24 protein-coding genes and 1 tRNA gene are annotated in these 23,674 nt (G+C 71.6%); 14 read left to right on the top strand and 11 right to left on the bottom strand.

What is annotated here, in order from left to right; genetic code table 11:
• Positions 1-5: 5 nt before the first annotated feature.
• A complete protein-coding gene (locus ACH34R_RS07275; protein WP_397560512.1) occupies positions 6-404 on the top strand; it encodes a hypothetical protein in 399 nt (132 codons plus the stop codon).
• Between the two features lie 58 nt (positions 405-462).
• The gene (locus tag ACH34R_RS07270) at positions 463-1,305 is read left to right on the top strand and encodes an SMP-30/gluconolactonase/LRE family protein (protein ID WP_397560511.1); all 843 of its coding nucleotides are present in this window, start codon (positions 463-465) and stop codon (positions 1,303-1,305) included.
• A gap of 27 nt (positions 1,306-1,332) precedes the next feature.
• Here ACH34R_RS07270 and ACH34R_RS07265 read toward each other — a convergent pair whose 3' ends face one another.
• The 4 genes from ACH34R_RS07265 to ACH34R_RS07250 all read right to left on the bottom strand — a co-directional run bounded on the left by ACH34R_RS07265 (position 1,333) and on the right by ACH34R_RS07250 (position 4,299).
• Positions 1,333-2,184, bottom strand: a complete 852-nt coding sequence (locus tag ACH34R_RS07265) for a metal-dependent hydrolase (protein WP_397560510.1) — start codon at positions 2,182-2,184, stop codon at positions 1,333-1,335.
• Positions 2,129-3,412, bottom strand: a complete 1,284-nt coding sequence (locus ACH34R_RS07260; protein WP_397560509.1) for a CynX/NimT family MFS transporter — start codon at positions 3,410-3,412, stop codon at positions 2,129-2,131. Before ACH34R_RS07260 ends, ACH34R_RS07265 begins: the two co-directional genes overlap by 56 nt.
• 123 nt (positions 3,413-3,535) lie before the next feature.
• Positions 3,536-3,940, bottom strand: a complete 405-nt coding sequence (locus tag ACH34R_RS07255) for a hypothetical protein (protein ID WP_111165840.1) — start codon at positions 3,938-3,940, stop codon at positions 3,536-3,538.
• On the bottom strand, positions 3,937-4,299 hold the full coding sequence (locus tag ACH34R_RS07250; protein ID WP_397560508.1) for a hypothetical protein: 363 nt from the start codon (positions 4,297-4,299) through the stop codon (positions 3,937-3,939). The genes ACH34R_RS07255 and ACH34R_RS07250 overlap by 4 nt, the downstream gene beginning before the upstream one ends.
• Before the next feature lie 122 nt (positions 4,300-4,421).
• Here ACH34R_RS07250 and ACH34R_RS07245 point away from each other — a divergent pair, with 122 nt between their 5' ends.
• Entirely contained in the window at positions 4,422-4,937 is a 516-nt protein-coding gene (locus ACH34R_RS07245) for a DUF523 domain-containing protein (protein WP_397560507.1), read from the top strand.
• Positions 4,938-5,031: 94 nt separating this feature from the next.
• A complete protein-coding gene (locus ACH34R_RS07240; protein WP_397560506.1) occupies positions 5,032-5,742 on the top strand; it encodes an N-acyl homoserine lactonase family protein in 711 nt (236 codons plus the stop codon).
• 333 nt (positions 5,743-6,075) lie between these two features.
• Here ACH34R_RS07240 and ACH34R_RS07235 read toward each other — a convergent pair whose 3' ends face one another.
• Entirely contained in the window at positions 6,076-6,981 is a 906-nt protein-coding gene (locus tag ACH34R_RS07235) for a GNAT family N-acetyltransferase (RefSeq protein ID WP_397560505.1), read from the bottom strand.
• A gap of 184 nt (positions 6,982-7,165) precedes the next feature.
• On the opposite strand from ACH34R_RS07235, the gene ACH34R_RS07230 reads away from it, so the two are divergent.
• The 9 genes from ACH34R_RS07230 (at position 7,166) to ACH34R_RS07190 (ending at position 17,862) form a co-directional block, all read left to right on the top strand.
• Positions 7,166-8,269, top strand: coding sequence for an NAD(P)/FAD-dependent oxidoreductase (locus tag ACH34R_RS07230; RefSeq protein WP_397560504.1), 1,104 nt, complete (start codon positions 7,166-7,168; stop codon positions 8,267-8,269).
• A gap of 101 nt (positions 8,270-8,370) precedes the next feature.
• Complete coding sequence (locus ACH34R_RS07225) at positions 8,371-9,627, top strand: cytochrome P450 (protein WP_397560503.1); 1,257 nt, start codon at positions 8,371-8,373, stop codon at positions 9,625-9,627.
• A 501-nt stretch (positions 9,628-10,128) separates the two neighbouring features.
• The gene (locus ACH34R_RS07220) at positions 10,129-10,836 is read left to right on the top strand and encodes a Crp/Fnr family transcriptional regulator (protein WP_397560502.1); all 708 of its coding nucleotides are present in this window, start codon (positions 10,129-10,131) and stop codon (positions 10,834-10,836) included.
• A 146-nt stretch (positions 10,837-10,982) separates the two neighbouring features.
• Positions 10,983-11,738, top strand: a complete 756-nt coding sequence (locus ACH34R_RS07215) for a hypothetical protein (protein WP_397560501.1) — start codon at positions 10,983-10,985, stop codon at positions 11,736-11,738.
• On the top strand, positions 11,735-13,843 hold the full coding sequence (locus ACH34R_RS07210; RefSeq protein WP_397560500.1) for a hypothetical protein: 2,109 nt from the start codon (positions 11,735-11,737) through the stop codon (positions 13,841-13,843). The genes ACH34R_RS07215 and ACH34R_RS07210 overlap by 4 nt, the downstream gene beginning before the upstream one ends.
• Positions 13,840-14,739 carry a hypothetical protein gene (locus ACH34R_RS07205; protein WP_397560499.1) on the top strand — a complete coding sequence of 300 codons (900 nt, stop codon included), beginning with the start codon at positions 13,840-13,842 and terminating at the stop codon, positions 14,737-14,739. Before ACH34R_RS07210 ends, ACH34R_RS07205 begins: the two co-directional genes overlap by 4 nt.
• On the top strand, positions 14,736-16,031 hold the full coding sequence (locus ACH34R_RS07200) for an OmpA family protein (protein ID WP_397560498.1): 1,296 nt from the start codon (positions 14,736-14,738) through the stop codon (positions 16,029-16,031). Before ACH34R_RS07205 ends, ACH34R_RS07200 begins: the two co-directional genes overlap by 4 nt.
• Positions 16,032-17,375 carry a hypothetical protein gene (locus tag ACH34R_RS07195; protein WP_397560497.1) on the top strand — a complete coding sequence of 448 codons (1,344 nt, stop codon included), beginning with the start codon at positions 16,032-16,034 and terminating at the stop codon, positions 17,373-17,375.
• Positions 17,376-17,418: 43 nt separating this feature from the next.
• On the top strand, positions 17,419-17,862 hold the full coding sequence (locus ACH34R_RS07190) for a Pycsar system effector family protein (RefSeq protein ID WP_397560496.1): 444 nt from the start codon (positions 17,419-17,421) through the stop codon (positions 17,860-17,862).
• A gap of 34 nt (positions 17,863-17,896) precedes the next feature.
• Here the strand turns inward: ACH34R_RS07190 and ACH34R_RS07185 are convergent.
• The 4 genes from ACH34R_RS07185 to nadD form a co-directional block, all read right to left on the bottom strand.
• A tRNA-Ala gene (locus tag ACH34R_RS07185) sits at positions 17,897-17,969 on the bottom strand.
• A 114-nt stretch (positions 17,970-18,083) separates the two neighbouring features.
• On the bottom strand, positions 18,084-18,725 hold the full coding sequence (locus tag ACH34R_RS07180; protein WP_397560495.1) for a histidine phosphatase family protein: 642 nt from the start codon (positions 18,723-18,725) through the stop codon (positions 18,084-18,086).
• Positions 18,722-19,126 (bottom strand): ribosome silencing factor, encoded by a 405-nt coding sequence (rsfS, locus tag ACH34R_RS07175; RefSeq protein ID WP_397560494.1) that lies wholly within the window; start codon positions 19,124-19,126, stop codon positions 18,722-18,724. The genes ACH34R_RS07180 and rsfS overlap by 4 nt, the downstream gene beginning before the upstream one ends.
• Before the next feature lie 36 nt (positions 19,127-19,162).
• Positions 19,163-19,780: a nicotinate-nucleotide adenylyltransferase gene (gene nadD, locus ACH34R_RS07170; protein ID WP_199537162.1), complete on the bottom strand. Its 618-nt coding sequence runs from the start codon at positions 19,778-19,780 to the stop codon at positions 19,163-19,165.
• A gap of 86 nt (positions 19,781-19,866) precedes the next feature.
• On the opposite strand from nadD, the gene ACH34R_RS07165 reads away from it, so the two are divergent.
• The gene (locus ACH34R_RS07165) at positions 19,867-20,889 is read left to right on the top strand and encodes a M48 family metallopeptidase (protein ID WP_397560493.1); all 1,023 of its coding nucleotides are present in this window, start codon (positions 19,867-19,869) and stop codon (positions 20,887-20,889) included.
• Positions 20,890-20,910: 21 nt separating this feature from the next.
• Here the strand turns inward: ACH34R_RS07165 and ACH34R_RS07160 are convergent, their stop codons facing one another.
• Both ACH34R_RS07160 and ACH34R_RS07155 read right to left on the bottom strand, forming a co-directional pair.
• The gene (locus ACH34R_RS07160) at positions 20,911-22,806 is read right to left on the bottom strand and encodes a serine/threonine-protein kinase (RefSeq protein ID WP_397560492.1); all 1,896 of its coding nucleotides are present in this window, start codon (positions 22,804-22,806) and stop codon (positions 20,911-20,913) included.
• Positions 22,807-22,909: 103 nt separating this feature from the next.
• Positions 22,910-23,674: a DoxX family protein gene (locus tag ACH34R_RS07155; RefSeq protein WP_397560491.1), complete on the bottom strand. Its 765-nt coding sequence runs from the start codon at positions 23,672-23,674 to the stop codon at positions 22,910-22,912.

Raw genomic sequence — 23,674 nt, 5'->3', positions numbered from 1 at the left:
ATCCGATGGCCGCCATCACCGCTCCCGGTACCCGCGCTCCCCTGCTGCGCCGCGTCCTGCGGGCCGACGCCGTGCTCACCGGAGGCTTCGCGGTCCTGCTCGCGGTGGCCGCCGGGCCGCTCGCCGGGCCGACCGGCCTGCCGGAGCCGATGCTGCGCTGGATCGGCGTCGGGCTGTTGCCGATCACCGCGTTCATCGCCTTCCTGGCGACCCGGCCCACCCCGCCGCGCGCGGCCGTGTGGACGCTGATCGCGATCAACGCGCTGTGGACGGTGGACAGCGTCGCGCTGCTGTTCACCGGCTGGATCGACCCCACCCCGCTGGGCATCGCCTTCTGGGTGGCACAGGCGGTGCTCGTGGGGATCTTCGCCGAGCTTCAGTACCTGGGGCTGCGCCGGAGCTGAGTTTCGGCACGGTGGGGCGGTCCGCCGGGGGAATCTCCCGGCGGACTACCCTGTCGAGATGAAGATCGACGTCGCCCTGCCCGTCCGTGCCGCGCTCGGCGAGGGGCCCACTTGGTACCACGACCGGCTCATCTGGGTGGACATCCCGGCCTGCGAGGTGCATGAGTACATCCCGGCGAGCGGCACGGACTCGGTACGCGAGGTGCCCCAGCACGTCGGCGCGGCCAAGCCGCGCGCGGGCGGCGGCCTGGTGGTCAACCTGCGTGACGGCGCCGGGCTGCTCGCGCCCGGCGGCGGCTTTCGCTGGCTGGCCGAGTGGCCGATCGAGGGCAGGCGCGGCAACGACGCGGGCGTGGACCCGCAGGGCAACCTGTGGGCGGGCACGCTCAGCTACGGCGGGGGCGGCGGCTCGCTGTACCGGGTGACCCCGGACGGGGGGGTCGTGACCTTCCTCGACCGGGTGGGCACCAGCAACGGCATCGCCTGGAGCCCCGACGGCGCGCTGATGTACTACGTGGACACCGACACCGGCCGCATCGACGTCTTCGACACCGACCCCGAAGGCGGCCTGCCGCGCCGCCGCCGAACCCTCGCCGAGATCGACCGGGGGCTGCCCGACGGCATCACGGTGGACGCCGACGGGTGCGTCTGGGTGGCGCTCTGGGACGGCGCCGCCGTCCGCCGGTACACGCCGGGCGGCGACCTGGACCGGGAGGTCGAGGTCCCGGTCAGCAGGCCCACCGCGTGCGCCTTCGGCGGCCCCGGCCTCGCCGACCTCTATATCACCAGCGCCACCGAGGGCCTGCCGGAGGCCACGCTCGCGGCCGAGCCGCTGTCCGGGGCGCTGCTGGTGGTGCCCTCGGCGGGGATCGGCCTGCCCGGCACGCCGTTCGCGGGCTGAGTCACCCGCCTGGGCCGCTCGCCCGAGTCAGCCGCTCACGGTCGTGCGCATGGTCAGCTCGGCGCCGTCGGCGGACAGGTCGAGCGTCACATCGACGGCCTTGAGCAGGCCGGTGCCGGTCAGGTGGGTGCCGCCGCAGGGGATCGCGGCCTCGCCCTCGGGGAGTGCGCAGCGCCAGGTACGGCGGGCCGCGAGGTCGGGGCCGGGCGCGTCGATCCGCACCGGGGCGTCCGCGGCGATCCACTCGGTGAGCCGCTCGCCCACCTGCTTGGCGATGCCGGGCAGGTCGTCGGCCAGCCCCTCGGTGGGAAACCCCTTCTTGCGCAGCGACTTGCCCAGCCGGTAGGTGTCCAGGCTGCCGCCGGGCAGGATCCGGGAGGAACTGATCGCCGCCTGGTCGAAGTCGGGGCTGCCCAGGCCGTCGGCGGGCGCGGGTTTGCGCCAGCGGTCGGCGAGCACGGCGTTGAGAGCGAGCGCGGTCAGGTGGCAGGCGGTGTGCCCGGCGGACAGCGCCCGCCGGGTGTCCGGCTCGACGGCGAGCGCGGCGGTCTCGCCCACGTCGCCGACCGGCTCGCCGGTCAGGTGTACGACCAGCCAGTGCCAGCCGGGGTCGCCGCGCCGGACGGGGATCTCGTGGCCCAGGTAGAGGGTCGCCGCACCGTGCTCCACCGCCCCGGTGACGCAGTCGGTCACCGGGACACCGTTGATGGTGCCCGTGTCGGCGGGCTGGTCGGGCCAGGTGTGGTCGAGCGGGTGGAACGGCGTCTCGGTCACCACGACGCCGTGCTCGCCGTTGCGGCGGAGGGTCGCGACGATCGGCGAGCTACCGGCGAGCGCCCCCGAGGGATAGGTCACTCTCGTCGATCCGGCGATGTTCATGGTCTCCATGCTGCCGTACGCGGTCGTGCTCGTCTTCCAGATAACGGTCGGCTCCGGCGTACCAGCCGGTGGCGACCTGTACCGCGACGACGCCGATCAGGAGCAGGAACGGGAGGGTCCAGCCGCCGGTGGCCGCGTACATGACGCCGACGATCAGTGGCCCCGCTCCGGCGATCAGGTAGCCGGCGCTCTGGCCGAAGGCCGACAGCGCCGCGGTGGCCTCGGCGCTGCGGGTGCGCAGCGCGAGCATGGTAAGCGCGAGCGGGAACGACCCCATGCCCAGGCCCACCGCGATCACCCAGATCCACGCGGTGCCGGACGGCGCGAGCCACAGTCCGGAAAAGCCCACCAGATACAGCACGGCCAGTCCGATGACCAGCGGGCGCTGGCTGGAAAAGCGCGCGGTGACGGCCGGGACGACGATGGCGACCGGGATGCCGAGGGCGGTGAAGGCGGCGAGCATGAACCCCGCCTGCCCGGTCGTGTAGCCCAGGTCGATGAGGATCTGCGGCAGCCACCCGAACATGATGTAGGCCACCATCGACTGGGTGCCGAAGTACGCGGCGACCGCCCAGGCCAGGCGGTTGCGGACGAGCGCGCGGGGGCCGAGGACGCCCGCGCCGGTGTCGCGCGCGGGCTCGCTGCGCAGCAGGATCAGCCACGGCAGCGCGGACACGGCCGCGAGGGCGGCCCACACGCCGAGCGCCACGTGCCAGTCGCCGTTCGCGGCCTGCTCGATGGGCACGGTCGCGGCGGCGGCCAGCATGGTGCCCACGGCCAGGGCGGTGGTGTAGACGGTCGTCATCGTGCCGGTGCGGCGCGGGAAGTGACGCTTGATCAGGGTCGGGATGAGCACGTTGCCCACGGCCCCGCCGGACAGCGCCACCGCGCTGCTGAACAGGAAGATCACGGCCGAGTCCACCATGGCCCTGGTGAGCAGGCCCACGCCGAGCGCGAGCAGGGCGAGCAGCAGCAGCCGGTGCTCACCGACGCGGCGGGCCAGGGCGGGGGTGATGACGCCGACCGTGGCGAAGCAGAGCACGGGTAGTGTGGTGAGCAGGCCGGTCGTCACACCGGACATCCCAAGAGCGGTGGCGATCTGGTCCAGCAGGGGTCCGACACTGGTGACGGCGGTGCGGAGGTTCAGCGCGGCCAGCACGATCCCGGCGACCAGCAGCCATGCCAGCGGTCCGCTACGTCCTCTGACTTCGGGGGCGAGCACGGTCATGCGGCGTCACATCCTCCTGCGAGTGATTGGGGATCATCGAATCATGGGATGAATCAATGACTCCTACGCTAACAGGAGCGAATGCGAGCTTAGTTCCTGTCCGCTGGTGATGTTGGGCACATGCTAGCGCGCGGGCCGCCGTCCGCGCAGGATCCAGAACAGCCCGACCAGCGGCAACACCAGCGGGATGAACAGGTAACCGCTCCCGAACCCCGACCACACCGTGGCACGCGGGAACGCCGCCGGATCGGCCAGGCTCAGCGTGCCCACCACCAGCACGCCGGCCAGCTCGATCAGGCACGCCACCAGCGCGGTACGGCGGGCCGACACCGCGAGCGCCACGGTGAGCAGGATGTAGACCGCCGCGGCGAAGGCCGACAGCGAGTAGGCCAGCGGGGCCTGGTCGAACCTGGTGGCGATCTGTACCGCCGCCCGCGCCCCCGCCGCCAGCGCGAAGACCCCGTAGACCGCGACCAGCGCCCGGCCCGGGCCGGTGCCGATCGCCGCCGCCTCCCCGCGCGGGCTCACGCCACGCCCTGCCAGATCTGCAGCATCCGCGCGGTCATCACGGCGATCGCGAACCCGGCCACCACCAGGATGGCCGTGCCCCAGCGGCTGCGCTCGGCCAGCGCCAGCACGACCCCGACCGGCGGGATCACCGCCGTGCCCGCCACATAGCCGAACAGCGTCACCTTGTCCTGCGGGCCCGCGCCGCCGATGACGGCCGCGATGATGACGCCGGCCTGCACCAGCACGGCCAGTTCGAGCACGGCGAACCCGATCAGCAGGATCATCCCCATCGCCCGGTCGCGAATCGCGCCGACCAGGCTCCCCAGGGTCAGCACCACCGCCCCGATGATCACCGTGGCGGTCAGCGGGCCGTTCACGCCGCCGCTCCGGCGAGCGGCGTGGGGGTGGACAGAGCCGATGACATGGTCATCAGCGTATCGCCGCAAGGGCCCGGTCCGGCTCTCGGCACCGCCTTCCGCCGCGCACGTACGATGAGTCGGTGGAACGGATTCTGGTCAGCGCGTGCCTGCTCGGACGGCGGGTCCGCTTCGACGGCGGCGCGAAGACCAGCGGTGACGCGCTGCTGGCCGAGTGGCGGACGCAGGGCCGGCTGGTACCGGTGTGTCCGGAAGTGGACGGCGGGCTGCCGGTGCCACGCCCGCCCGCCGAGATCGAGGACGGCGCGGGCGGCGCCGCCGTACTGTCCGGGACGGCCCGCGTGCTGACCCCGCAGGGGGCCGACGTCACCGCCGCCTACCTGGCCGGCGCGGAGCGGGCCCTGGCCACGGCCGAGCGGTACGGCGTGCGTATCGCGATCCTGAAGGAGGGCAGCCCGTCCTGCGGGGCGCTCGCCGTCCACGACGGCACCTTCCGCGGCCGGAAGATCCCCGGCCAGGGCGTGACGACGGCCCTCCTCACCGGCCACGGCATCCGCGTCTTTACCGAAGCCCAGATCCCCGAGGCCGCCACCTACCTCACCAGCCTGGAGCCTCCCTCCGCCCCCACCACCCCATGAGCCCCGGGTACCGGCCGATTTGACGTCGTGGTCGCGATTTCTGCTGGCGGCAGATCCGCTGGAGGGCGCGTCGCGGCCTTGTCAGGATGGCCACATGGGGCAGAACACGGCGGTTCGGCGACTCGACCTGGGCTACTTCATCCGGCCGGCTTCAGAGACAGGTGGGCCGCAACCGCGAGTCGAACCCGTGCTCGCGTATCTGGTGCAACACGACCGGGGACTGATCCTCTTCGACACCGGCATCGGCAGCGCCGACCCCGAGACCGAGGCGCATTACCGACCCCGACGCCGCGCGTTGCGACAGGCACTGGGGACGGCTGGAGTCACCCTCGGCGATATCTCCCTGGTCGTGAACTGCCACCTTCACTTCGACCACTGCGGCGGGAATCCCCTGCTGGGCGGCAAGCCGATCCTGGTCCAGGAAGTCGAGCTGGCCACCGCCCGCCGGGGCGACTACACCATCGACGAGCTTGTCGACTTCCCCGGGGCGTCCTACGAGGAGCTTGCCGGTGAGGCCGAGGTCTGGCCGGGCGTCTGGATCATCCCGACACCTGGGCATACCCAAGGACATCAGTCGCTGGTCATCCGGCAGGGCGACGGCACCGTGATCCTCGCCGGTCAGGCACACGACTTCGCATCCCGGTTCGCGTCGGACCAACTGGCCCGCCAGGCCGCACTTCAGGGCGTCGAACAGCCGCTTCCCGACTATGCGCAGTGGTTGGAGCGATTGGCCGACTTCGACCCGCGACGTGTGCTGTTCGCCCACGACTGCTCGGTCTGGGAACCCGCACAGGGCGTCTTCTAGAAGCTTCAAAGAAGGATCACCTCCAGCAGCATGAGAAGGGCCGCGAGCGACGGGAGGGTCTGCGCGAGGCCCGCCGTACGGAGCCCGAGCGGCTGATGCTCGGATCCGGCGTACGCGGGGAACAGTTCGGCCGCCGCCGCTTCGAGCCGTGCGACATCGGCAGGGCAGGGCCGCGCCGGGCGGCGCGCAGCATCCGCGCGCCGTCCACGCTCAGGCCGCGCGCAGCGGCACGTGCGGGCCGCGTACCGCCGGCACGTGCGGCCGGCCGCTGAGCGTGGCGGGTGATGCGCCGGGCGCGGCACCGCCTTGGGTGCCGCGCCCGGCCGGAGTGTGTCACCACTTCATGAAGACGCGCTCCTGTACGACCGGGTAACCCGCCTTGTGGAAGGCCGCGGCCATCGGGGTGTTGCCGAAGTCGGTCTCACCGATGACCTCCTCGGCGCCCTCCTCGGCCAGCATGTGGGTGGCCTCGGCCAGCAGGTCGTAGCCGTAGCCGTGGCCGCGCAGCTCCGGCACCACCCCGATCAGGCCGATCACCGGGACCGCGTAGTTACGGCTCGGCACGGTCAGCCCCGCGAGTTCGCCCGCAGGGGTGTACGCGAGCCGCCACCATTCGCGGGGCCCGGGGAACCACTTGAGGATCTCCAGTTCCTCCTTCGCCGCCGCCTCAGCGCCCTCGCGGGCCGTCTGGTCGCGAACATGCGCGTCCAGCGTGCCCACGTGGACGCGTCTGATGGCGTCGAGCACGGCGTCGTCGTCGCAGGGACGGTATTCGAGGCGGGCGGGCCGGACCGGCAGGCCGTCCGCGGGAGTCCAGCGGAAGCGGATCCGTTCGACGAGCAGGCGCATGCCCGCCTCCCGCGCGGCGCCGAGCCGCGCCTCGGCCTCCGCCGCCACCGCCTGATGGTCGCGCCAGGCCGGCGGCAGGACGAGGCAGTACTCCGCGGTGAACGGCGCGCCGCGCAGCAGCGCGACGGCCGCCTCGCGGTCGCCGTCGAAGTCGTACCAGTCGAGGTTGATCGGGTCGGCGTCGTCCGGCCCGCCCCACCAGGCGGCCCTGGCCACGACACGCTCATCGCGCAGCGCCACCCAGGTCCATTCGGGCCGGTACTCGTGCCGGGACAGCAGTTCCCGATAGTCACGGCCGGTCCACGCCATCCCGACGAGCGCGGGATCGGCCAGCTCAAAGAAACGATCTTCCTCGCCCGCGCGCAGCGGGCGGATGACCAGGTCGGTCATGTGAATCCTCCGGAAAGGCGAAGCGCCTCCCGGTCAGATGATCGCCCGGGTGAAGGGGAGGCGCGCGGTCTGAATGGTGAACATCGCGACTCGCCTCCTTCCCTTGGCTCCGTGGGCGTGGAAACAGCCAACCACACTCACGCCATCGGCGTCCATTGAATTCCGCTGTGCGCGATCATGAGGTATGCGCACACACATCGCCATCGTGGGTAGCGGAATCGTCGGATCCGCCGCGGCCTACCGGCTGTGCCGGATGGGCGTCGCGGTCACCGTGATCGACCGGCCCGCGGGCGGCGGCCAGGCGACGGCGGCCGGGGCGGGCATCGTCTGCCCGTGGGTGGACCACGAGGGCGACGACGCCTGGTACCGCCTCGCGCGCGAGAGCGCCCGCGGCTACCCGGAGCTGGTGGCGGAGCTGGCCGAGGACGGCGAGGACGACTGCGGGCACGCCTCCACCGGGGCGCTGCTGGCCGCGGACGACGCCACCGAACTGGAGGGTGTGACGGCGCTGCTGCACCGCAGGCGGCAGGGCGCCCCGGAAATAGGCGATATCTCCCCCGTGGACGACCCGGGTGCCGCCTTCCCGCCGCTGGCCGGTGGGCTGGCCGCGGTACACGTCGGCGGGGCGGCCCGGGTGGACGGGCGCGCTCTCAGGGACGCCCTGCTGCGCGCCGCGGCCCGGCGGGGCGCGGTACTCCGCACCGGTACGGCGCGCCTCGGCGGCCTGGAGAGGGTCGCGCTGGACATCAACGGCGAGCCGATCGGCGCGGACGCGGTGATCGTCGCCGCCGGGGCCTGGACGGCGGATCTGTGCGAGCCGCTGGGGCACCGGCTCGCGGTGTACCCGCAGCGCGGCCAGATCGTCCACGCCCGCCTGCCCGGCGTGGACACCTCCGGCTGGCCCATCGTGCTCCCCCGGTCCGGTCCGTATCTGCTGGGCTTCCCCGGTTCGCGGATCGTCTTCGGCGCGACCCGCGAGGACGCCGGGTTCGACGGACGGGTGACGGTCGGCGGGCTGGCCGGGCTGCTCTCCGCCGGACTGGCGGTGGCCCCCGGCCTCGCCGACGCCACGGTCCTGGAGACCCGCGTCGGCTTCCGCCCGGTGACGGGCGACGGACGACCGATGATCGGCCTGCTCACACCTGGCGTCGTGGTGGCCACCGGCCTCGGCGCCTACGGCCTCACCGCCGGCCCCCTCACCGGCACCGCCGCCGCCCACCTCGCCCTCGGCCGATCCCCCGGCACAGACCTCTCCCCCTTCTCGCCACTCCGTCCGGGCCCTCCATAAAGCCCCCTCATCACCAGGGAAAAGGGGTTCATTGATCGGGTTCGGTCCCGGAGGATGGCCAGGGGTGGTTCTGCAGATCGCGATGACCGGAGGTCGAGGCCGTGGGTGACGCCGTCGAGATGGAACGCCGGACGCGGGAGCGCGACGCGTTCATGCGTGAGCCCTACCCGGTCTATGCGCGGGCCCGCCAGGCGCACGGGCTGACCTATCTCCCCGAGATGGACGCCTGGCTGGTCAGCCGGTACGCGGACGTGCGCGAGGTGCTGCGGCGGCCGGAGGACTTCTCCTCGGCGCAGGCGCTGCGCGCCGACGTGCCGCCGTCGCCGGCCGTACAGGCCGAGCTGGCCAAGGGCATCAGGGGCGGGCGGGTGGTCCTCACCACGGACGGCGCGGCGCACCAGCGGTTGCGGGCGCCGCTGGTACGGGGCCTGGCGGCGGCCAAGGTGGCCGCGCTCGCGCCGTACATCGCCGAGCGGGCCGAGGCTTTGGTCGCGTCCTTCGCGGCGGACGGCCGGGCCGAGCTGATGGACGACTACGCCAGGCGACTGCCCGGCGAGGTGCTCGGCCGGCTGCTCGGCTTCGACCCCGCCGACGTACCGGCCGTGATCCACGGCGGTTACCGCGCCGAGGCGCTGCTGTTCCGGCCGATGCCGGCCGAGGAGCAGCTCGCCGCCGCGCGCGACGTGGTCGCGTTGCAGCACCTCCTGGACGGCCACATCCGCCGCGCCCACGCTGAGCGGCGCGACGACCTGTGCGGCGAACTCGTGCGCGGCCTCGCCCCCGGTACGTCGGAGCCGACCGCCGAGCAACGCGCCGAGCTGGTGTCCAACCTGCAGAACCTGCTGATCGCCGGGCACCTCACCACCACCGCGCTGATCGGCACCACGCTGCTCCACCTGCTCACCGACCGCTCCCGCTGGGAGGCGCTGTGCGCCCGCCCGGAGGCGATCCCGGCCGCGATCGAGGAGGCCGCCCGGTACGACCCGCCGATCCAGGCGTTCCGGCGGATCACCACCCGGCCGCTGACGCTAGCCGGGACCGAACTCCCCGAGGGCACCGCCGTACTGGTCGCCTACGGCTCGGCCAACCGCGACGAGTCCCGTCACGAGCGCCCGGACGACTTCGACATCACCCGCCCACCGGCCCGCACGATGGCCTTCGGCCACGGCCCGCACAGTTGCCCCGGCTCCCAGCTCGCCCGCGAGCAGCTACACGTCACCCTGCGCACGCTGACCACCCACCTGCCCGGCCTCCGCCTGGCCCCCGGCCCACCGCCCCCCATGCTCCCCACCCTCATCCACCGCTCCCCCGCCACACTGCAGGTGACCTGGCCGACAGGCGACCAAGGCGCCGCCTGAGCCACACCCTGATCGAATCCCGGCACGGCCGCGGCCACGCGCTCTTCCGCGACCACCCGGAGTCCGACGACGACCGCCCAGGGCGACGCCCCGCCGCGCGTACCCGACGTCCTCTTCGCCGGCGCCCCCGGAGTGTCGTGCTGAAAGGACTTCGGCCCCGTCCATGTCCGCGAGGCCACCGCCCCGGCCTGCGTACTTTCCTGCCGATCGCGGGCTCGACCGAGGACCACGTGATCTCCTACGGCCTACTTCGCGTGCTCGATTCGGCTGACTCCTTACTCACTCTGACCAAAATAGTTAGGATTATCTAGCCGGCCAGCATTCTTCATGTAGCTCTACAACCCTCTATTTCCACCCACATATCGCCAAATCAGGACAATCGGTCAAGAATGTCGCACCGGAAGAATACTCTGCTGTGGTAGGAATATCGCCGTCGTAAGGGTGGCGCGGCCCCCACTTGATCGCGATTCGGCGATATGTAGCGCTGCGGCGGGAGACGGCGTGAAGGCTCAACAATCCTCATTTACGGCACGCGGCTGGTCCGATGGCACGTTCCTCGCCCGACTGCCCAAAGACGCCCGGCATGAGTTGCTGGAACTGGGCGTCAAGCAATGGCACCCGGCAGGATGCGAGTTCATCACACAGGGAGGCCCGCCGGGCGCGGTTTACATCCTGCTCGATGCCGTGGTGACCGTCACCGCCTGTGTAGAGAACGGCGTCAAAACCCTGATCGCCATCCGGGTCAGCGGCGACCTCGTGGGCGAGATGGCGGTGATCGACGACACCAGCCGGTTCGCATCCGTCACGGTCTGCCGGGACTCGCTGCTCAGCCACATCCCCGGGCCGGCGTTCATGGGCTTTCTCCACAGGACCCCGGCCGGGGCGGTGGCCGTGCACCGGCTGCTGGGCGAGCGGCTGCGCCAGGCCAACCGCAGACGGCTGGACTTCGCGGGTTACCCGGTGAATGTGCGCCTGGCACGCGCCCTGCTCGAACTCGCCGCGCAGCACGGGCGCGCGTACGCAGGCGGGGTCGACATCGGGGTACGGCTGTCCCAGGCGGAGTACGGCGCGCTGGTCGGGGCGACCGAGGACTCGGTGCAACGGGCCCTGCGCGGCCTCGCCGCCGAAGGTCTCATCAAACGAGGCCGCCGCCGGATCGTGATCGTTGATCGCGACCGGCTCACGGAGTACGCCGAACTGGCGCAATAGCCGGTCCGAAAAGAACTCTCCCGTAAGCCGACATTTGACGGCTCACCGGAGCCTGCCCGGTGGCAGGCTTTCAGCACTCTTTTCCCCTTCCCCTGGAGGAACCCATGCCTGAATCCGGCATCCCGGCAGCCCGTTTGATGATCACTGTGGACATCGAGCGATACCGCGACCGCAATTCCCGGGAACAGCACGAAGCACAGCAGGCCCTCGCTGCGCTGCTCAACGACACGGCGTCCCGTGCGGGGTTCGATCCTGCGGGACTCTCGATCCAATGGTCAGGCGACGGCGGCTTCGCCGTGCTCCCCGCCGGCGTACCGTCGGGCGAGGTGACCGAGAGGTTCATCGAGGAACTCCATGTGGCGCTGGCGAACCGCAACGCACGCAGGCGTCCCACTCCGTGGACGCACATCCGGCTGCGGTTGTCGGTACACGAGGGGCCGATCAGGATGGACGGCGCCACCGGCAGGTCCGGGCCGCCCGCCGTCGAGGTCACCGGACTCGTCAACGCTGACCCGCTGCGGGCTGCGCTGGCCGCCTGCCCGGGCGCGTACCTGGGTGTGATCGTCTCGGCACGCATCTTCGATGACTACCTCAACGACGGTTACGGATCACTCAGCCCGGCGGAGTTCCGGCCAGTGCGCGTCTCCCTCAAGGGGCACGTGAGAACGGCCTATGTATACGTTCCAGGAATCGATCTCTTCGCGATCGGTGAACTGGACCACTACGACCCCGACCGCGCCGAGGCCGGCGATGGTGACGCGGGCGGCGCGGCGGCCGCGCCGCCCGAGGGCGCGCAGCGGATCGTGTACGGCTCCGCCCACACGATCACCGACTCCAACGTGAGTGAGACGCATCAGGGGGACATCAACGTCGGCGGCGTGTCCTTCGGAGGGAGCAGATGAGCACCCCCGATCCCGGCGGGGGCCCGGTGCCGAACGCCTATCAGGAGCCGCCCCAGGACGAGACGGAAACCTCCTCGGAACCCGTCCTGATGGACGAGGAGGACGACGATGATGGGCGACCGCTCGGCGAGCGACTTCCCGAGGAGGAGGCGGAGCGTCTGCTGCGCGTCCGCAACCTCGACACGCTCGTCAGGGGCTCCGCTCACACCGTCACGGACAGCGTGCTGTTCGAGACCCATGGTGGCGACATCAACCTCGGCCCGGCCCGGCCAGGGCTCGTCATCAAGGCGTCCCGGCTGAGTCACGAGGAGATCAAGGCTTTCGACGGCAGCTATGTCGACTGCCCCTCCTATCACCTGCTCGCGGATCGGCTGCGCACCGAACACGTCGTGATCCTCAAAGGGCCGCCGAGTACCGGGCGGCGGCACACCGCGCTCATGGCGCTCGCCCATTGCGGCGTGACGGCGCCCGGCAGGCTCCTCCTCCGCGGTGACCCGATCGAACTGGACGCCAAGGAGCTGGAGGAGCACACCGGCTACGTGCTGGACGCCACGGACGCCACCTGGGTCAAAGATGCCCCACGCGACCACCTTGAGCACCTCGGCTCCCTGGCCGACAAGCTCTCCGGCCGGTTCGTCGTCCTGACCGACCCCGACGGCGTCCACGGGCATCCGGCCATCCACCACGAGCCGCCCGATTCGGAGAAGGTCTTCGCGAGCTGGCTTCGCTGGGAACTGAACCGACTGGACTACGCCGGTCGGCCGCCGGACCTTCGCGACCTCCTCGGCTCGTCCAACGAGGACCGGCCGCCCGCCGAAAGCCACGCACTGGCCAAAGAGGTGGCCGCCGCCATCGTCAGTGAGGTACCGGCGGAGCACTTCGCGTCCAGGTTGCCGGCCATGCGCCGCCAGGTCGCCAAGAAGAAGCTCGACGATCCTCGCTCGACCCCAGGTCAGCGTTGCTTCCTGATCAGCGCCGCCGTGCTGAACGAGCTTCCGCTCATCACCATCTCACAGGAGGCCGCGGCGTTGGAGCTGTTGATGCAGGGGGCACCCAGCGAAGGCGAACGGGCGGTGCCGACTCCCTGGGAATGGCTGTCGGACTGGCTGGAGTACGCGCACGCCGAACGCGAGCAGCATCCGGGCACCAGCCGGGTGCGTCTCACCCGGCCGAGTCAGGCGGGCGCCATTCTGGAGGTGGTCTGGCAGGAGGGGCAGAGCATCCGCGAGCCGGTCCGCGCCTGGCTGCACCGGCTCGCCGCGCATCCCGCCCGCGAGGTGCGGATCAAGGTGGCCCACGCGGTAGGCCGGCTGGCGGTCCACGACTTCGAGTGGATCAACAGAGAGTTCCTGAACAAATGGAGCCGGGCGCGGCGGCAGAGCGAGTCGTGGCTGGCCGCCTGGGCGCTTGAGGCGGCGTACGCGGCCGACCCCGGCAACCGGCAGGTCCTGAGCTGCCTGGCCACCTGGTCACGGGCCCTGGTGACCAGCCGTACGGCGGCGCGCGCCTACGGCTCACAGATCGGCGAGGATCGCGTCGACGAGGCGCTCGGCTCCTTCCGGCAGATGGCGCTGCGCTCGGCCGCGCGGCAGACCCATCTCCCCGACGCGATCGCCCGCGCGCTCGCCGACATATGCACGTCGCGCACCACTTCGGCCATCATCGAGGGACTGGCCGGGTGGATCGAAACGGACCATCCGGTCCTGCGACGCGGCGCGGTCTTGGCGCTGACCCGCCTCGCCTCGTCCGGTGGGGTCCGGCTACGGCTCGGCGACATCGGTGACGCGCTGTGGCCCGACATCCGCGGGCACCTTGTCGCCCTGTGGCGAGAAGCCCTCACCTGCGGGTTGCGGACACGCGCCCGGCACCGCATCATCGGCGCCCCCGTCCACGAGGCGTGGACGGCGCTCGGCACATGGGTCGAGGGCTGGGCCGAAAAGGACGCCCGGCGCCGCGCCATCGTCGAGGGGATCTTCGAGAGCGACGACCGCGATCTGCGCGCGCCGCTGCGGGTCCATCTGTGCCGCTGGTTCGGCGCCGGTACGGCCGACGCCGAGCTATGCCGGCATCTGCACCGACTCATGGAAGGTGAAGCCATCCGATGAACATCTTTCGCAGGATCTGGCGGACGATACGACGCCGCTCGCTCTCCCGCACTCACCGCCATCTCTACCACGAAGCCGAACCGGACAACCCGATCATGCTGGCGCAGCGGCTGCTCCAGCCGCCGCCGCGGCCATGCGACCATCCGGCCGGCGAAGGGCTGCACATCTGGGACGAAGCCCTGCTCATCGAGACCCCGGCGCGCGGCGACGCGCTGTTCTTCACCGTGCGGGTATGGATCTCATGGTGCGCCCAGCCGAAAACCGCGAGCTCGCTGGAGGCGCTGCGTGCGGAGATCGACCTCAGGCGGCCCGCCGTACAGCACACGGTGCACAGGTTGGTACGTGCCACGGCCCGCAGGTTCTCCGCCCACCTTCCCGAAGAAGCCGAGCGGGCTCTGCAAGAGGAACTGGCCAAAGTGTTCCTCCGGCCCGTCCACGACTGCGACGACATCAGCGTCACCTGCTCGGCGCAAGGCTGGGTGGCCCTCGGCGAGGAGGTGCTGGCGCACCAGCGTGAGGCCGACAAGAAGCTGCTGGCCGAGCACGCACGGCTGGAGCGCACCCGCGCGCAGGTCCAGCGGCTGGGTGCGGAACGGGATCTTTGGCTCGGCTTTCTGGAGGACTGCAAGGAGGACTGGCGCAGCCGCTACGCGGTGGACCTCGCCGAGCGCGAGGGGAACAACGTGGCCCACGTCATGGCGACCATGGAGAACGAGCGTCGCGAGGAGGCCGAGCGCTTCTTGACGCTGCTCCAGAACGTCGTCAGCGCTCAGCAGTCGGTGAACGTCTTCGACCTGGTCCGGGACAGCGAGAGCGCGCTCAGGTTCGCCCTGGAGCGGCTCGGCGTCAGGCTGCCCGAGCCGCGGTCTGAAGCGCTGCCGTGGGAGCGGGAATGAACACCATGGCGCGCCTCGCGGCGCTGGCGCTGGCGTGTACGCTGCCGGCTGCCGGGTGCTCCCTCATGGACGCCCCTCAGGCGGCCACCGCGACGCCGACGCCAGGTGCCGCCTGCGCCGCGCTCGACCGGCTGGACCGGGACGACACTCCGACCGCCTATGAGCTGACCGTCCTGATCGACACGAGCGCGTCCATGCTGGACGCACGGACCGGGCAGGCCGCCGATTGGTACACCGCGATATTCGGTGGCCACGGCGTCCCTCAGGCCAATGGAGCCGTCGGTTTCGGAGCCCGGGAAGGATCGCTGATTCCGGTGCTGCCCACACCCGCCATCATCAGGGTCGGCACGTTCGACGGCGGCAGGCGCGTCGTCTGGCGGGGCAAACCCATCCACCTGCCAAGGATGACGGGCGGCGAGCGCAACCGGGCCGAGTTCGCCGCCGGCACCGGCAGGTGCCTGCGTGAACGGATCGGTACCGCGGTGCGCTCACCGAGCGCGGAGCCCGGCAGCAACGTCATGGCCGCTTTCCAGGCCGGCGGACCCGGCTCCGGTGCCGCCGGGCGCACTCTGGTGCTGGCCACCGACGGGCTCGCCACCACGGGGTGCGCTGACCTGCGCCACACGGCAATGCGCGCCGCCGCCCACGCCGACCGCATCGTCCAGGCATGCCGCGCACAGCAGGCGATACCCGACCTGACCGGGTGGAAGGTCCTGCTCCCTTGGATCGGCGGCACGGGATCGGGCCATCCCCAGCCGCAAGAGCCGCATCTGCGGTGGCTGCACACGGTGTGGACGGGCATCTGCGAGCAGGCGACCGGATCGGCTCGGAACTGCGTAGTGGAAGCCAAGCCCCGGCCCGCCCCGCTCGCCGACGTCCCACCCGCCGTGCAGGGGGCGGAGGACAGTGTGATCGAGTTCCGTAACGTCGAGTGGGCCCCTGACCCTGTACGAGTCGAAACGCTGCCGAGCGATCTGTTGTTCGCCACGGACTCCGACCGCCTGTCGGCCCGGGGCCGGCAGGCGGTCGGCGCGTTCGCGAAGGCCGTACTGACAGAGGCACCGGAATGGATAGAGGTCGCCGGCCACACCGACGATCGAGGCGACACGGGCTACAACGACGACCTTTCCAGGCGGCGGGCCGGGGCCGTACGGCAGGCCCTGCGGGCGTACGGCCTGGACGACATCCGTATCGCCGGGCGGGGAGAGCGGGCCCCGAAGTGCTCTGGTAGGAGCGAGGCCGACCGGGCGTGCAATCGCCGAGTCGAAATCAGATACAAGGTGCGTGGCTGAGTGACCAGTGAAGCGATCAACCCTGACGACCGGACGCTGAACGGCCGCGTTGTGCCCGCAGCCGGCGATCGCCCGGTACACCTGTGCCACCACGGCTGTGACTGCTGGCAGAAGAACTTCGACCGGTATGTGCGGACGACGCCGGAGCGCCCGCCCGATCAACTGGACAACGTGGAGGCGCACGCGCTCCTCGAAGCCAAGAACCGGGCCGCCCGGCTGGTCCGCCGGCATGTCCCTGAGCTGGCCGCGGGCCGCAAGCAGGTGATCGGCGCGTGTCAGGCCGCCGAGTCCGCGCTCGCCGAGCTGAGCGCGCAACTCGAGGCCGGGACACTTGGCACCGCGGCACGGGACCTGGGCCGGGTCCGCGAGAGGCGGATCTCGACGGACACCCCGCCACGGCCACGGTGGCTGCGAAGCCTGGCATGGCTCACGGCCATCGCGGCCGGCGGCGTCGACGCCTGGTACTTCAGGAGCATCTTCCAGGTGCTCGTCGGCAACCTCGACATCACGTTGCCGGGGGAGATCGTGACACTCTTTCCCGGCCTGATCATCACCGCCGGGCTACTGGCCGCCGGCACGACGCTCGGCAAGGCCCTGCACCGGGCGGCGCGTTCGGAGGCCGGGCGTGAGGCACGGCGCCGCGGAGTGTGGCGCCTCCTCGTTCGGCTGGGCTCCTGGGCGCTGCATCTTCTACTGCCCGCGATGCTCCTGCTCGTGGGGCTCGTCTGGTCCGTCCAGCGGACTCGTGAGGCGAACGCCAGGTCCGCCGGCCTGGCCCAGTTGCCGCTGCCGGTGGATTTCGTGGCGATACTGATCGTCACCCTGACCCTGTGCGCGCTCGTGCTGAAGGTCATCGCGTACGACCCTTACTCGGCCGCGGAAACCGACGCCCGCCGGCGGATGCGCACTGCTCGCCGCAGAACCCGCCGCCTGCTGCGCGCCGCCGAGCGCAGGGTCACCGGGCATGCCCTGGCCTGGAGCGATCTGTGCGCGCTGCGCGATGATCTGGTGAGCGGGATCGCCGAGCGGTACGGCGACGCCTATCGGCTGATGATGTACGCCCGTGGCTTTCACGAGAAGGCGGGGAGCATCCCGCCGGAGTTCGCGCAGGGGGAGCGCGGTACATCGCTGCGCGAACGCATCGGCCCGGAACTCGCCGGGGTGACCGGACCGGAGCCCGAATTCGGGGGGCTGAGACAGGTGGAGGAGACCATCGACCGCTACCGGCCCGACGCGAACCAACCCCGGCTGCACAACCTGCGTGAGGCCCTCGCCGTTCAGCTTTCGGCGGCAGCACCGCCGTCGCCCGCGCCACCTTCGCCACGGGCATCCAGCGATGGGTGATGGGCGGGGGCCGACCCTCCAGGCGGAGAGAATCCTCTCGGAGGTGCGGGGCGAGGCGACCCGCGCGGACAACAAGGCGTCGGTGCTGCTGGGTGTCACCGGCGTCGCCGTGGGTGCGGTACTCGGCGGCCTGTTCGCCGATTCCTGGCGACCCGCGCACCTGGGCTCAGCCGAGTGGCTGTGGTGGTGCGGAACGGTCCTGATCGGCGTCTCGATCGCGCTGTTCCTCGCCGTCGTCTATCCGCGCGGCACCGGTGGGCGCTCACCGAAGATGGTCGGCTACTACGGTGATGCTGTCCGGCAGCGGTCCGCGGAAGGACTGCTCAACGCGCTGGAACGCTCGGCACAGGCGGAAATGGAAGTGCTGGCGGACCAGATCTATGTGATGAGCAAGCTCGTCCGGACGAAGTATCTGCTGACGAGAGCGGGGGTGTGGACCTTCGCCGTGGCGGCCGGGCTCTGGCTGCTCTCGGCGCTGCGCGCCTGATGATCATGATCACAGAAGCACTCACGCCGGAGAGTGGAGCTATGGGGATTCGAACCCCAGACCTCCTCCATGCCATGGAGGCGCGCTACCAACTGCGCCATAGCCCCTTGCGTTTCGATGCTCGGGAAGCATACCGGTACGGCGGGTCCTACGCATAATCGCGCGCTTGAGCGTGGTGCGGCCCGGGCCGGGGTGGGGGCCGGCGCGGGCCGTACGGCGGTTCAGGGGCGGTCTTCGGCGGCTTCGGGGATGTCGTCGCTGTGGACGGGCTCGGGGAGGGTGCCCGCGTTGTGTTCGAGCAGGCGCCAGCCCTTGCGGCCCTCCTCCAGGACCGACCAGGAGCAGTTGCCCAGGCCGCCGAGGGCGGACCACAGCTCCTCGGGGAGGCCGAGGAGCCGGGCGATGCCGAGGCGCAGGGCGGCGCCGTGGGAGGCGACCACCAGGAGGGCGCCGGGGGCGAGTTCGCCGGCCCAGCGGCGCATGGCCGCGGCGACGCGGTCGGCGACCTCGACCACGTGCTCGCCGCCCGGGGCGTCCCAGGAGGCGAACTCCAGCGGCCAGCGCGCGGCGATCTCGTCGCGGGTCAGGCCCTCCCACTCGCCGCCGCCGCGCTCGCGCAGGTCCTTGTCGGTGTAGGGGTTAAGGCCGGTGAGCCTGCCCAGGGCCGAGGCGGTGTCGTGGGCACGCCTCAGGTCGGAGGAGACGATCATGGAGGGGCGAAGGGCCGCCAGCAGCGCGGCGGCCCTGTTCGCCTGTGCCACCCCGACCTCGTCGAGCACGATGTCCGAGTGCCCCTGAAAACGGTGTTCGACGTTCCAGAGGGTCTGGCCGTGCCGCCAGCACACGATGCGGCGGTTGCTCACGTGGCCGCTCCGCGGCTGCGCTGCGCGGCGGCGTGCCGTACGCCCTCCGGCAGCGGGATGGGCGGGCAGTCCTTCCACAGCCGCTCCAGGGCGTAGAAGGTGCGGTCTTCCTCGTGCTGCACATGCACGACGATGTCGATGTAGTCGAGCAGGACCCAGCGTCCCTCACGCTCTCCCTCGCGGCGCACCGGCTTGGCGTCGGCCTCGATGCGCAGGCGCTCTTCGATCTCATCGACGATGGCACGGACCTGGCGGTCGTTGGTCGCTGAGCAGAGCAGGAAGGCGTCGGTGATGACGAGCTGCTCGCTCACGTCGTAGGCGAGGATGTCGTCGGCGAGCTTCTCGGCCGCCGCCTCGGCGGCGACCTCGATGAGCCGGACGGCTCGTTCGGTAGCGGTCACGATGTGGGTCAGACCTCCTGTTGTCGGCGCTGTCTCCTATGAGGATTCCCGGTACAGGCCGCGTTTATTGATGTATTGCACGATCCCGTCGGGCACCAGGTACCAGATGGGCTCCCCGTCGCGCACCCGCTGGCGGCACTCCGAGGACGAGATCGCGAGGGCCGGGATCTCCACCAGACTGACCTTCCCCTCCGGGAGACCTGGGTCATGCAGCACATGACCCGGCCGGGTACAGCCTACGAAATGCGCGATGGTGAACAGCTCGTCAACATCTCGCCAGGAAAGTATCTGCGCGAGCGCGTCAGCTCCCGTTATGAAGTAAAGCTCTACGTCAGGCCCATATATTCCGCAGATGTCGCGCAGCGTGTCAATGGTGAAGGTCGGCCCGGGGCGGTCGATGTCCACCCGGCTCACCGAGAAGCGGGGGTTGGACGCGGTGGCGATGACGGTCATAAGGTAGCGGTCCTCGGGGGCGGAGACCGCCTGGGACGCCTTCTGCCACGGCCTGCCGGTGGGCACGAAGACGACCTCGTCGAGGTCGAAGTGATGCGCTACCTCGCTCGCGGCGACCAGGTGGCCGTGGTGGATGGGATCGAACGTGCCGCCCATGACCCCCACCCGCCGATGGCCCTGGCCGTTCGGCGCGTTCATCATGCAAGGGACCATACGCGTCTCAATACGGTGGACTTGACCCGCCCCCGCCCTGGGAGCACGCGCGAAGGGCCCGCCGCCGACGTAGCATGCCGGGCATGACGACCACCCCGGATCGAAACCGAGTACAGCTTGCCGGCATCTCGTCCCGCGCCTACGAACACCCCGCCGACCGGTCCGCGCTGGTCGCCCTGCGTTCGCTGAGCGGGTTCGACACCGTTCTCAAGCAGATGTCCGGACTGATCAGTGAGCGCCGGCTGCGCCTGATCTATCTCGCCTCGGCGGTCCGCACCAGCGAAACACAGTTCCGCGCGCTCCACGACATGGGCCGGGACGCCGCCTACATCCTCGACCTGCGCCGAATCCCGGAGGTCTATGTCCAGCAGGACCCCAGTGTCAACGCCAAGGCGATCGGCTTCGACGACCCGTTCATCGTCGTCACCACCGGCCTGCTCAACCTCATGGACGAGGAGGAGCAGCGGTTCGTCATCGGCCACGAGACCGCGCACATCCTGTCCGGCCACGCCGTCTACCGGACCATGCTCGACATTCTCACCCGCCTGGCCACCCGGGTGGCGTGGATCCCGCTCGGCTACATCGGGCTGCGGGCGATCGTGGCCGGCCTTGAGGAGTGGTACCGCAAGTCCGAGCTTTCCGCCGACCGTGGCGGTCTGCTCTGCGGCCAGGACCCCGAGGCCGCGCTGCGCGCGCTGATGAAGCTGGCCGGCGGATCGCGCCTGCACGAGATGAACGTCGAGGCGTTCCTCGACCAGGCCAGGGAGTACGACACGGGCGGCGACGTCCGCGACGGCTTCCTCAAGGTCCTCAACCTGCTCGGCACCACCCACCCGTTCGCGGTGGCCAGGGTCGCCGAGCTGGACAAGTGGCGGCGCAGCGGCGAGTACGAGCGGATTCTCGGCGGCGAGTACCCGCGCCGGGAGGACGACGCCAACGCCAAGATCTCCGAAGAGGTCAAGGCCGCCGCGCGTTCCTACCGCGAGTCGTGGTCGCAGTCCCAGGACCCCTTCATCGGCGTGCTGCGCGACGTCGCCGAGGGCGCGGTACACGCGGGCGAGCGCATCTTCAACCGTTTCGCGCGCCGGGACGGCTGAGCGTCGGGCGGGTCGAGGCGGTCAGAGCAGGAGGGATATGACGCGCACGGTCGCCGCGCACAGCGCGACGAACCCGCCCAGTACGGCCAGCGCGCGCAACCCCTCCCTCCGTAGCTCCGGCAGCGCCGGACCGACCCGCTCGATCTCCCGGCCGATGATCGCCCCGCACACGACGGCGAAGACGACCCCGGCGACGGTCACCGGCACCGGCTCCTCCCACCAGACCGGCCCCAGGTGACCGCCGGACACCGCCCACAACGTCAGGCCCGCCGCGCCCGCGGCGGGCACTCCAGGCCACACCGCCGCGCTCAGCGCCGAGACGGCCAGCGCGAGCGGGAAGGACACCACCCGCAGGATCCGCCGGGCCGGAGCCGATCTGCGCTTGCGCACCGACCAATGCCCGAGCCAGATGGTGCGGACCAGCACCACGAAGCCGGCGGTGAGCACGGGTGTGACGGGCGCCCAGATCACCGAGGCCACGACACACGGCGCGGCCAGTACGGCGAGCACCAGCAACGCCGTGTTGCCGGCCGGCAGCGGGCCCGTGCTCCCGCGCCGCACCGCCCGCCTGGCCCTGACCTGTACGCCCGCCTTCGCGGCCCGGCCGCCCTCCCCGCCGCCCCTGCCCCGGCCCTCCGTAGCGCCCCTACCGCCGTCCGCGACGCCCCTGCCCCTGCCCTCCGCGACGGCCCTGCCACCGTCCACGGCCCCCTTGGCCCGGCCCTCGGCGAGGAGCCTGGCACCGTCCTTGGATCGGCCCTCCGGCGCGGCCCTGCCCCGCTCGGCCTTGTCGGGAGGCCCGGTGGCGACCCTTATGTCATCGTGCGGCTCGGCGGCACTGGCCCTGCCCCGGACAGGGCCCTTGGCCGCCTCCGCCTCCTTGGCGCGGGCCTCCGCCGCCGTGGCGGCGGCCCTGCGTCTGCCGCCGCCCGGCACGCCCTCCTCGGCCCCAGGCGCCTGCTCGGCCTCCCCCCGGCGCGGAGGCCGCGCGGAGGCCGCTCTGGCCGCGCCGCGCTTGGCCCCGGGCGCCCCCTCGGCCGCGTCCGCGGCGACGGCGGCCACCTCGTCCGCCACCGGCGGCCCGGCCGCGTCCGGGCCGCCCTCCTCCGCGCCGAGCACGCGCGTCGCCTTGGCCAGCCTGCTCAGGCGGTCGGCGAGCAGCGCGGCGGTGGGCCGTTTGGCCGGGCTGCGGTTGAGCGCGGCCTTGATCAGCGGCAGCAGCGCCGCGGGCACGCCGTCCAGGTCGGCCTGGCCGTTCAGGATCGCGTACATCAGCGCCTCGGCGGTGCCACCGGAGAAGGTCGGCCGGCCGGTGCCCGCGAAGGCGATGGTGGCGGCCCAGGCGTAGACGTCGGCGGGCTGCCCGACCGGCTCGTCGGCGAACAGCTCGGGCGCGGCGTAGCCGGGAGTGCCGAGGAAGGTGCCGGTCATGGTGAGCCGGGTGGCGTCCACGAGCTGGGCGATGCCGAAGTCGATCAGGATCGGCCCCTCCGGGCCGATCAGCACGTTGCCGGGCTTCATGTCGCGGTGGACCACGCCCGCGGCGTGGATGATGGCCAGCGCCGTCGTCATCCGCAGCGCCAGCTCGACCAGCTCGCCCTGCTCGAACGGCCCGTCCCTGCGCACCCGCTCCAGCAGCGTCTCGCCGTCGATGTGCTCCATCACCAGGTAGGGCCGCCGGGCCCGCAGGTCGGCGTCGAGCACGCGGGCGACGTAGGGGCTCTCGACCCGGCGGAGCGCGCGAACCTCGCGATCCAGCCGTAATCTGGCTTCCGCGTCGTAGTCCGGCGAATCGCGCAGCAGCTTCACGGCGACACGATCACCGCGCCGGGTGCTCGCGAGGTAGACCTCGCCCATGGCCCCTCGGCCGAGCCGCTCCAGCAGGGTGTACGGCCCGACCCGGCCGAGCTTGCCCACGCTCCCTCCTCGCCCGGCGCATTCTCAGGGCCCACACCCTAGTGCAGCCTCGCCCTGATAGGCCGTACGGCGCGCCGTACGCGGAAAATGGGCACAATGTACTTCAACGAGAGCCGGACTCACCTTCGCCGCGCCGCCCGCCCGGCTCCTCCGGCGCCGCAGGTGCGGCATGGCGGCCGGTCGAGCTCTGCCGCGCGGTCGCGGGCCACTCGCCCAGCGACCCCGGCTCGGCCTTCGGCGGCGCGCCGCGCTCGACGTCGTCGGCCTGGTCCGCCAGATGGGCGGTGTCACCGCCTTGGGCCCGCCGCCCGGCCCTGCCGCCCGCCGACCGCTCGGACTCGTCGGCCTGGTCGGCGAAGTGCGCCGGGTCGCCGTTGCCGGCGCCGCCCTCGCCCTGCCGCCCCGCCCCGCCGTACCAGGCCCCCGGGGTGACCTCGTCGGCCTCCCTGCGCCTGCGCTCCCGGCGCCGCCCGAAGATCAGGTGGTCAAGGCTGAACCGGCCCGCGCCGCCCGCCGCGAGCAGCAGCACCGCCGACCCCAGCCCGCCGACCAGCTCGAACCCGCCGTCGGAGATGAAGATGCCGTTCCGGGCGTGCACGAAGATCGCCGCGGCGGCACAGACCACGGCCAGCAGGAGCGCGGCCAGCGGCGTGACCAGCCCGAGGATCAGCAGCGCCCCGCCGACCAGCTCCACCGCCATGGTGAACCCGGCCGCGATCTGCGGCATCGGAACCCCCATCTCGGCGAAGCCCGCCGCCGTGGGCCCCACCCCACCCGCTCGGATCTTCTGCAGGCCGTGCGCCATGAAGATGACGCCCACGATCAGCCGGGCGATCAGCGCCGCGATGTCGTAAAGCCATCGCCTCAT

Origin of the sequence: Spongiactinospora sp. 9N601, assembly GCF_044326295.1 — a bacterium.
Classification (GTDB): Bacteria; Actinomycetota; Actinomycetes; order Streptosporangiales; family Streptosporangiaceae; genus Spongiactinospora; species Spongiactinospora gelatinilytica.
Note: the sequence above shows the minus strand (reverse complement) of the source record. Positions and strands in the feature narration are given on the sequence as shown.

Excerpts from the sequence above, each read along its gene's own strand:
- ACH34R_RS07275 (WP_397560512.1), top strand. The coding sequence starts at position 6 with ATGGCCGCCATCACCGCTCCCGGTACCCGCGCTCCCCTGCTGCGCCGC.
- ACH34R_RS07270 (WP_397560511.1), top strand. The coding sequence starts at position 463 with ATGAAGATCGACGTCGCCCTGCCCGTCCGTGCCGCGCTCGGCGAGGGG.
- ACH34R_RS07265 (WP_397560510.1), bottom strand. The coding sequence starts at position 2,184 with ATGAACATCGCCGGATCGACGAGAGTGACCTATCCCTCGGGGGCGCTC.
- ACH34R_RS07260 (WP_397560509.1), bottom strand. The coding sequence starts at position 3,412 with ATGACCGTGCTCGCCCCCGAAGTCAGAGGACGTAGCGGACCGCTGGCA.
- ACH34R_RS07240 (WP_397560506.1), top strand. The coding sequence starts at position 5,032 with ATGGGGCAGAACACGGCGGTTCGGCGACTCGACCTGGGCTACTTCATC.
- ACH34R_RS07235 (WP_397560505.1), bottom strand. The coding sequence starts at position 6,981 with ATGACCGACCTGGTCATCCGCCCGCTGCGCGCGGGCGAGGAAGATCGT.
- ACH34R_RS07230 (WP_397560504.1), top strand. The coding sequence starts at position 7,166 with ATGCGCACACACATCGCCATCGTGGGTAGCGGAATCGTCGGATCCGCC.
- ACH34R_RS07210 (WP_397560500.1), top strand. The coding sequence starts at position 11,735 with ATGAGCACCCCCGATCCCGGCGGGGGCCCGGTGCCGAACGCCTATCAG.
- ACH34R_RS07205 (WP_397560499.1), top strand. The coding sequence starts at position 13,840 with ATGAACATCTTTCGCAGGATCTGGCGGACGATACGACGCCGCTCGCTC.
- ACH34R_RS07200 (WP_397560498.1), top strand. The coding sequence starts at position 14,736 with ATGAACACCATGGCGCGCCTCGCGGCGCTGGCGCTGGCGTGTACGCTG.
- nadD (WP_199537162.1), bottom strand. The coding sequence starts at position 19,780 with ATGATGAACGCGCCGAACGGCCAGGGCCATCGGCGGGTGGGGGTCATG.
- ACH34R_RS07165 (WP_397560493.1), top strand. The coding sequence starts at position 19,867 with ATGCCGGGCATGACGACCACCCCGGATCGAAACCGAGTACAGCTTGCC.
- ACH34R_RS07155 (WP_397560491.1), bottom strand. The coding sequence starts at position 23,674 with ATGAGGCGATGGCTTTACGACATCGCGGCGCTGATCGCCCGGCTGATC.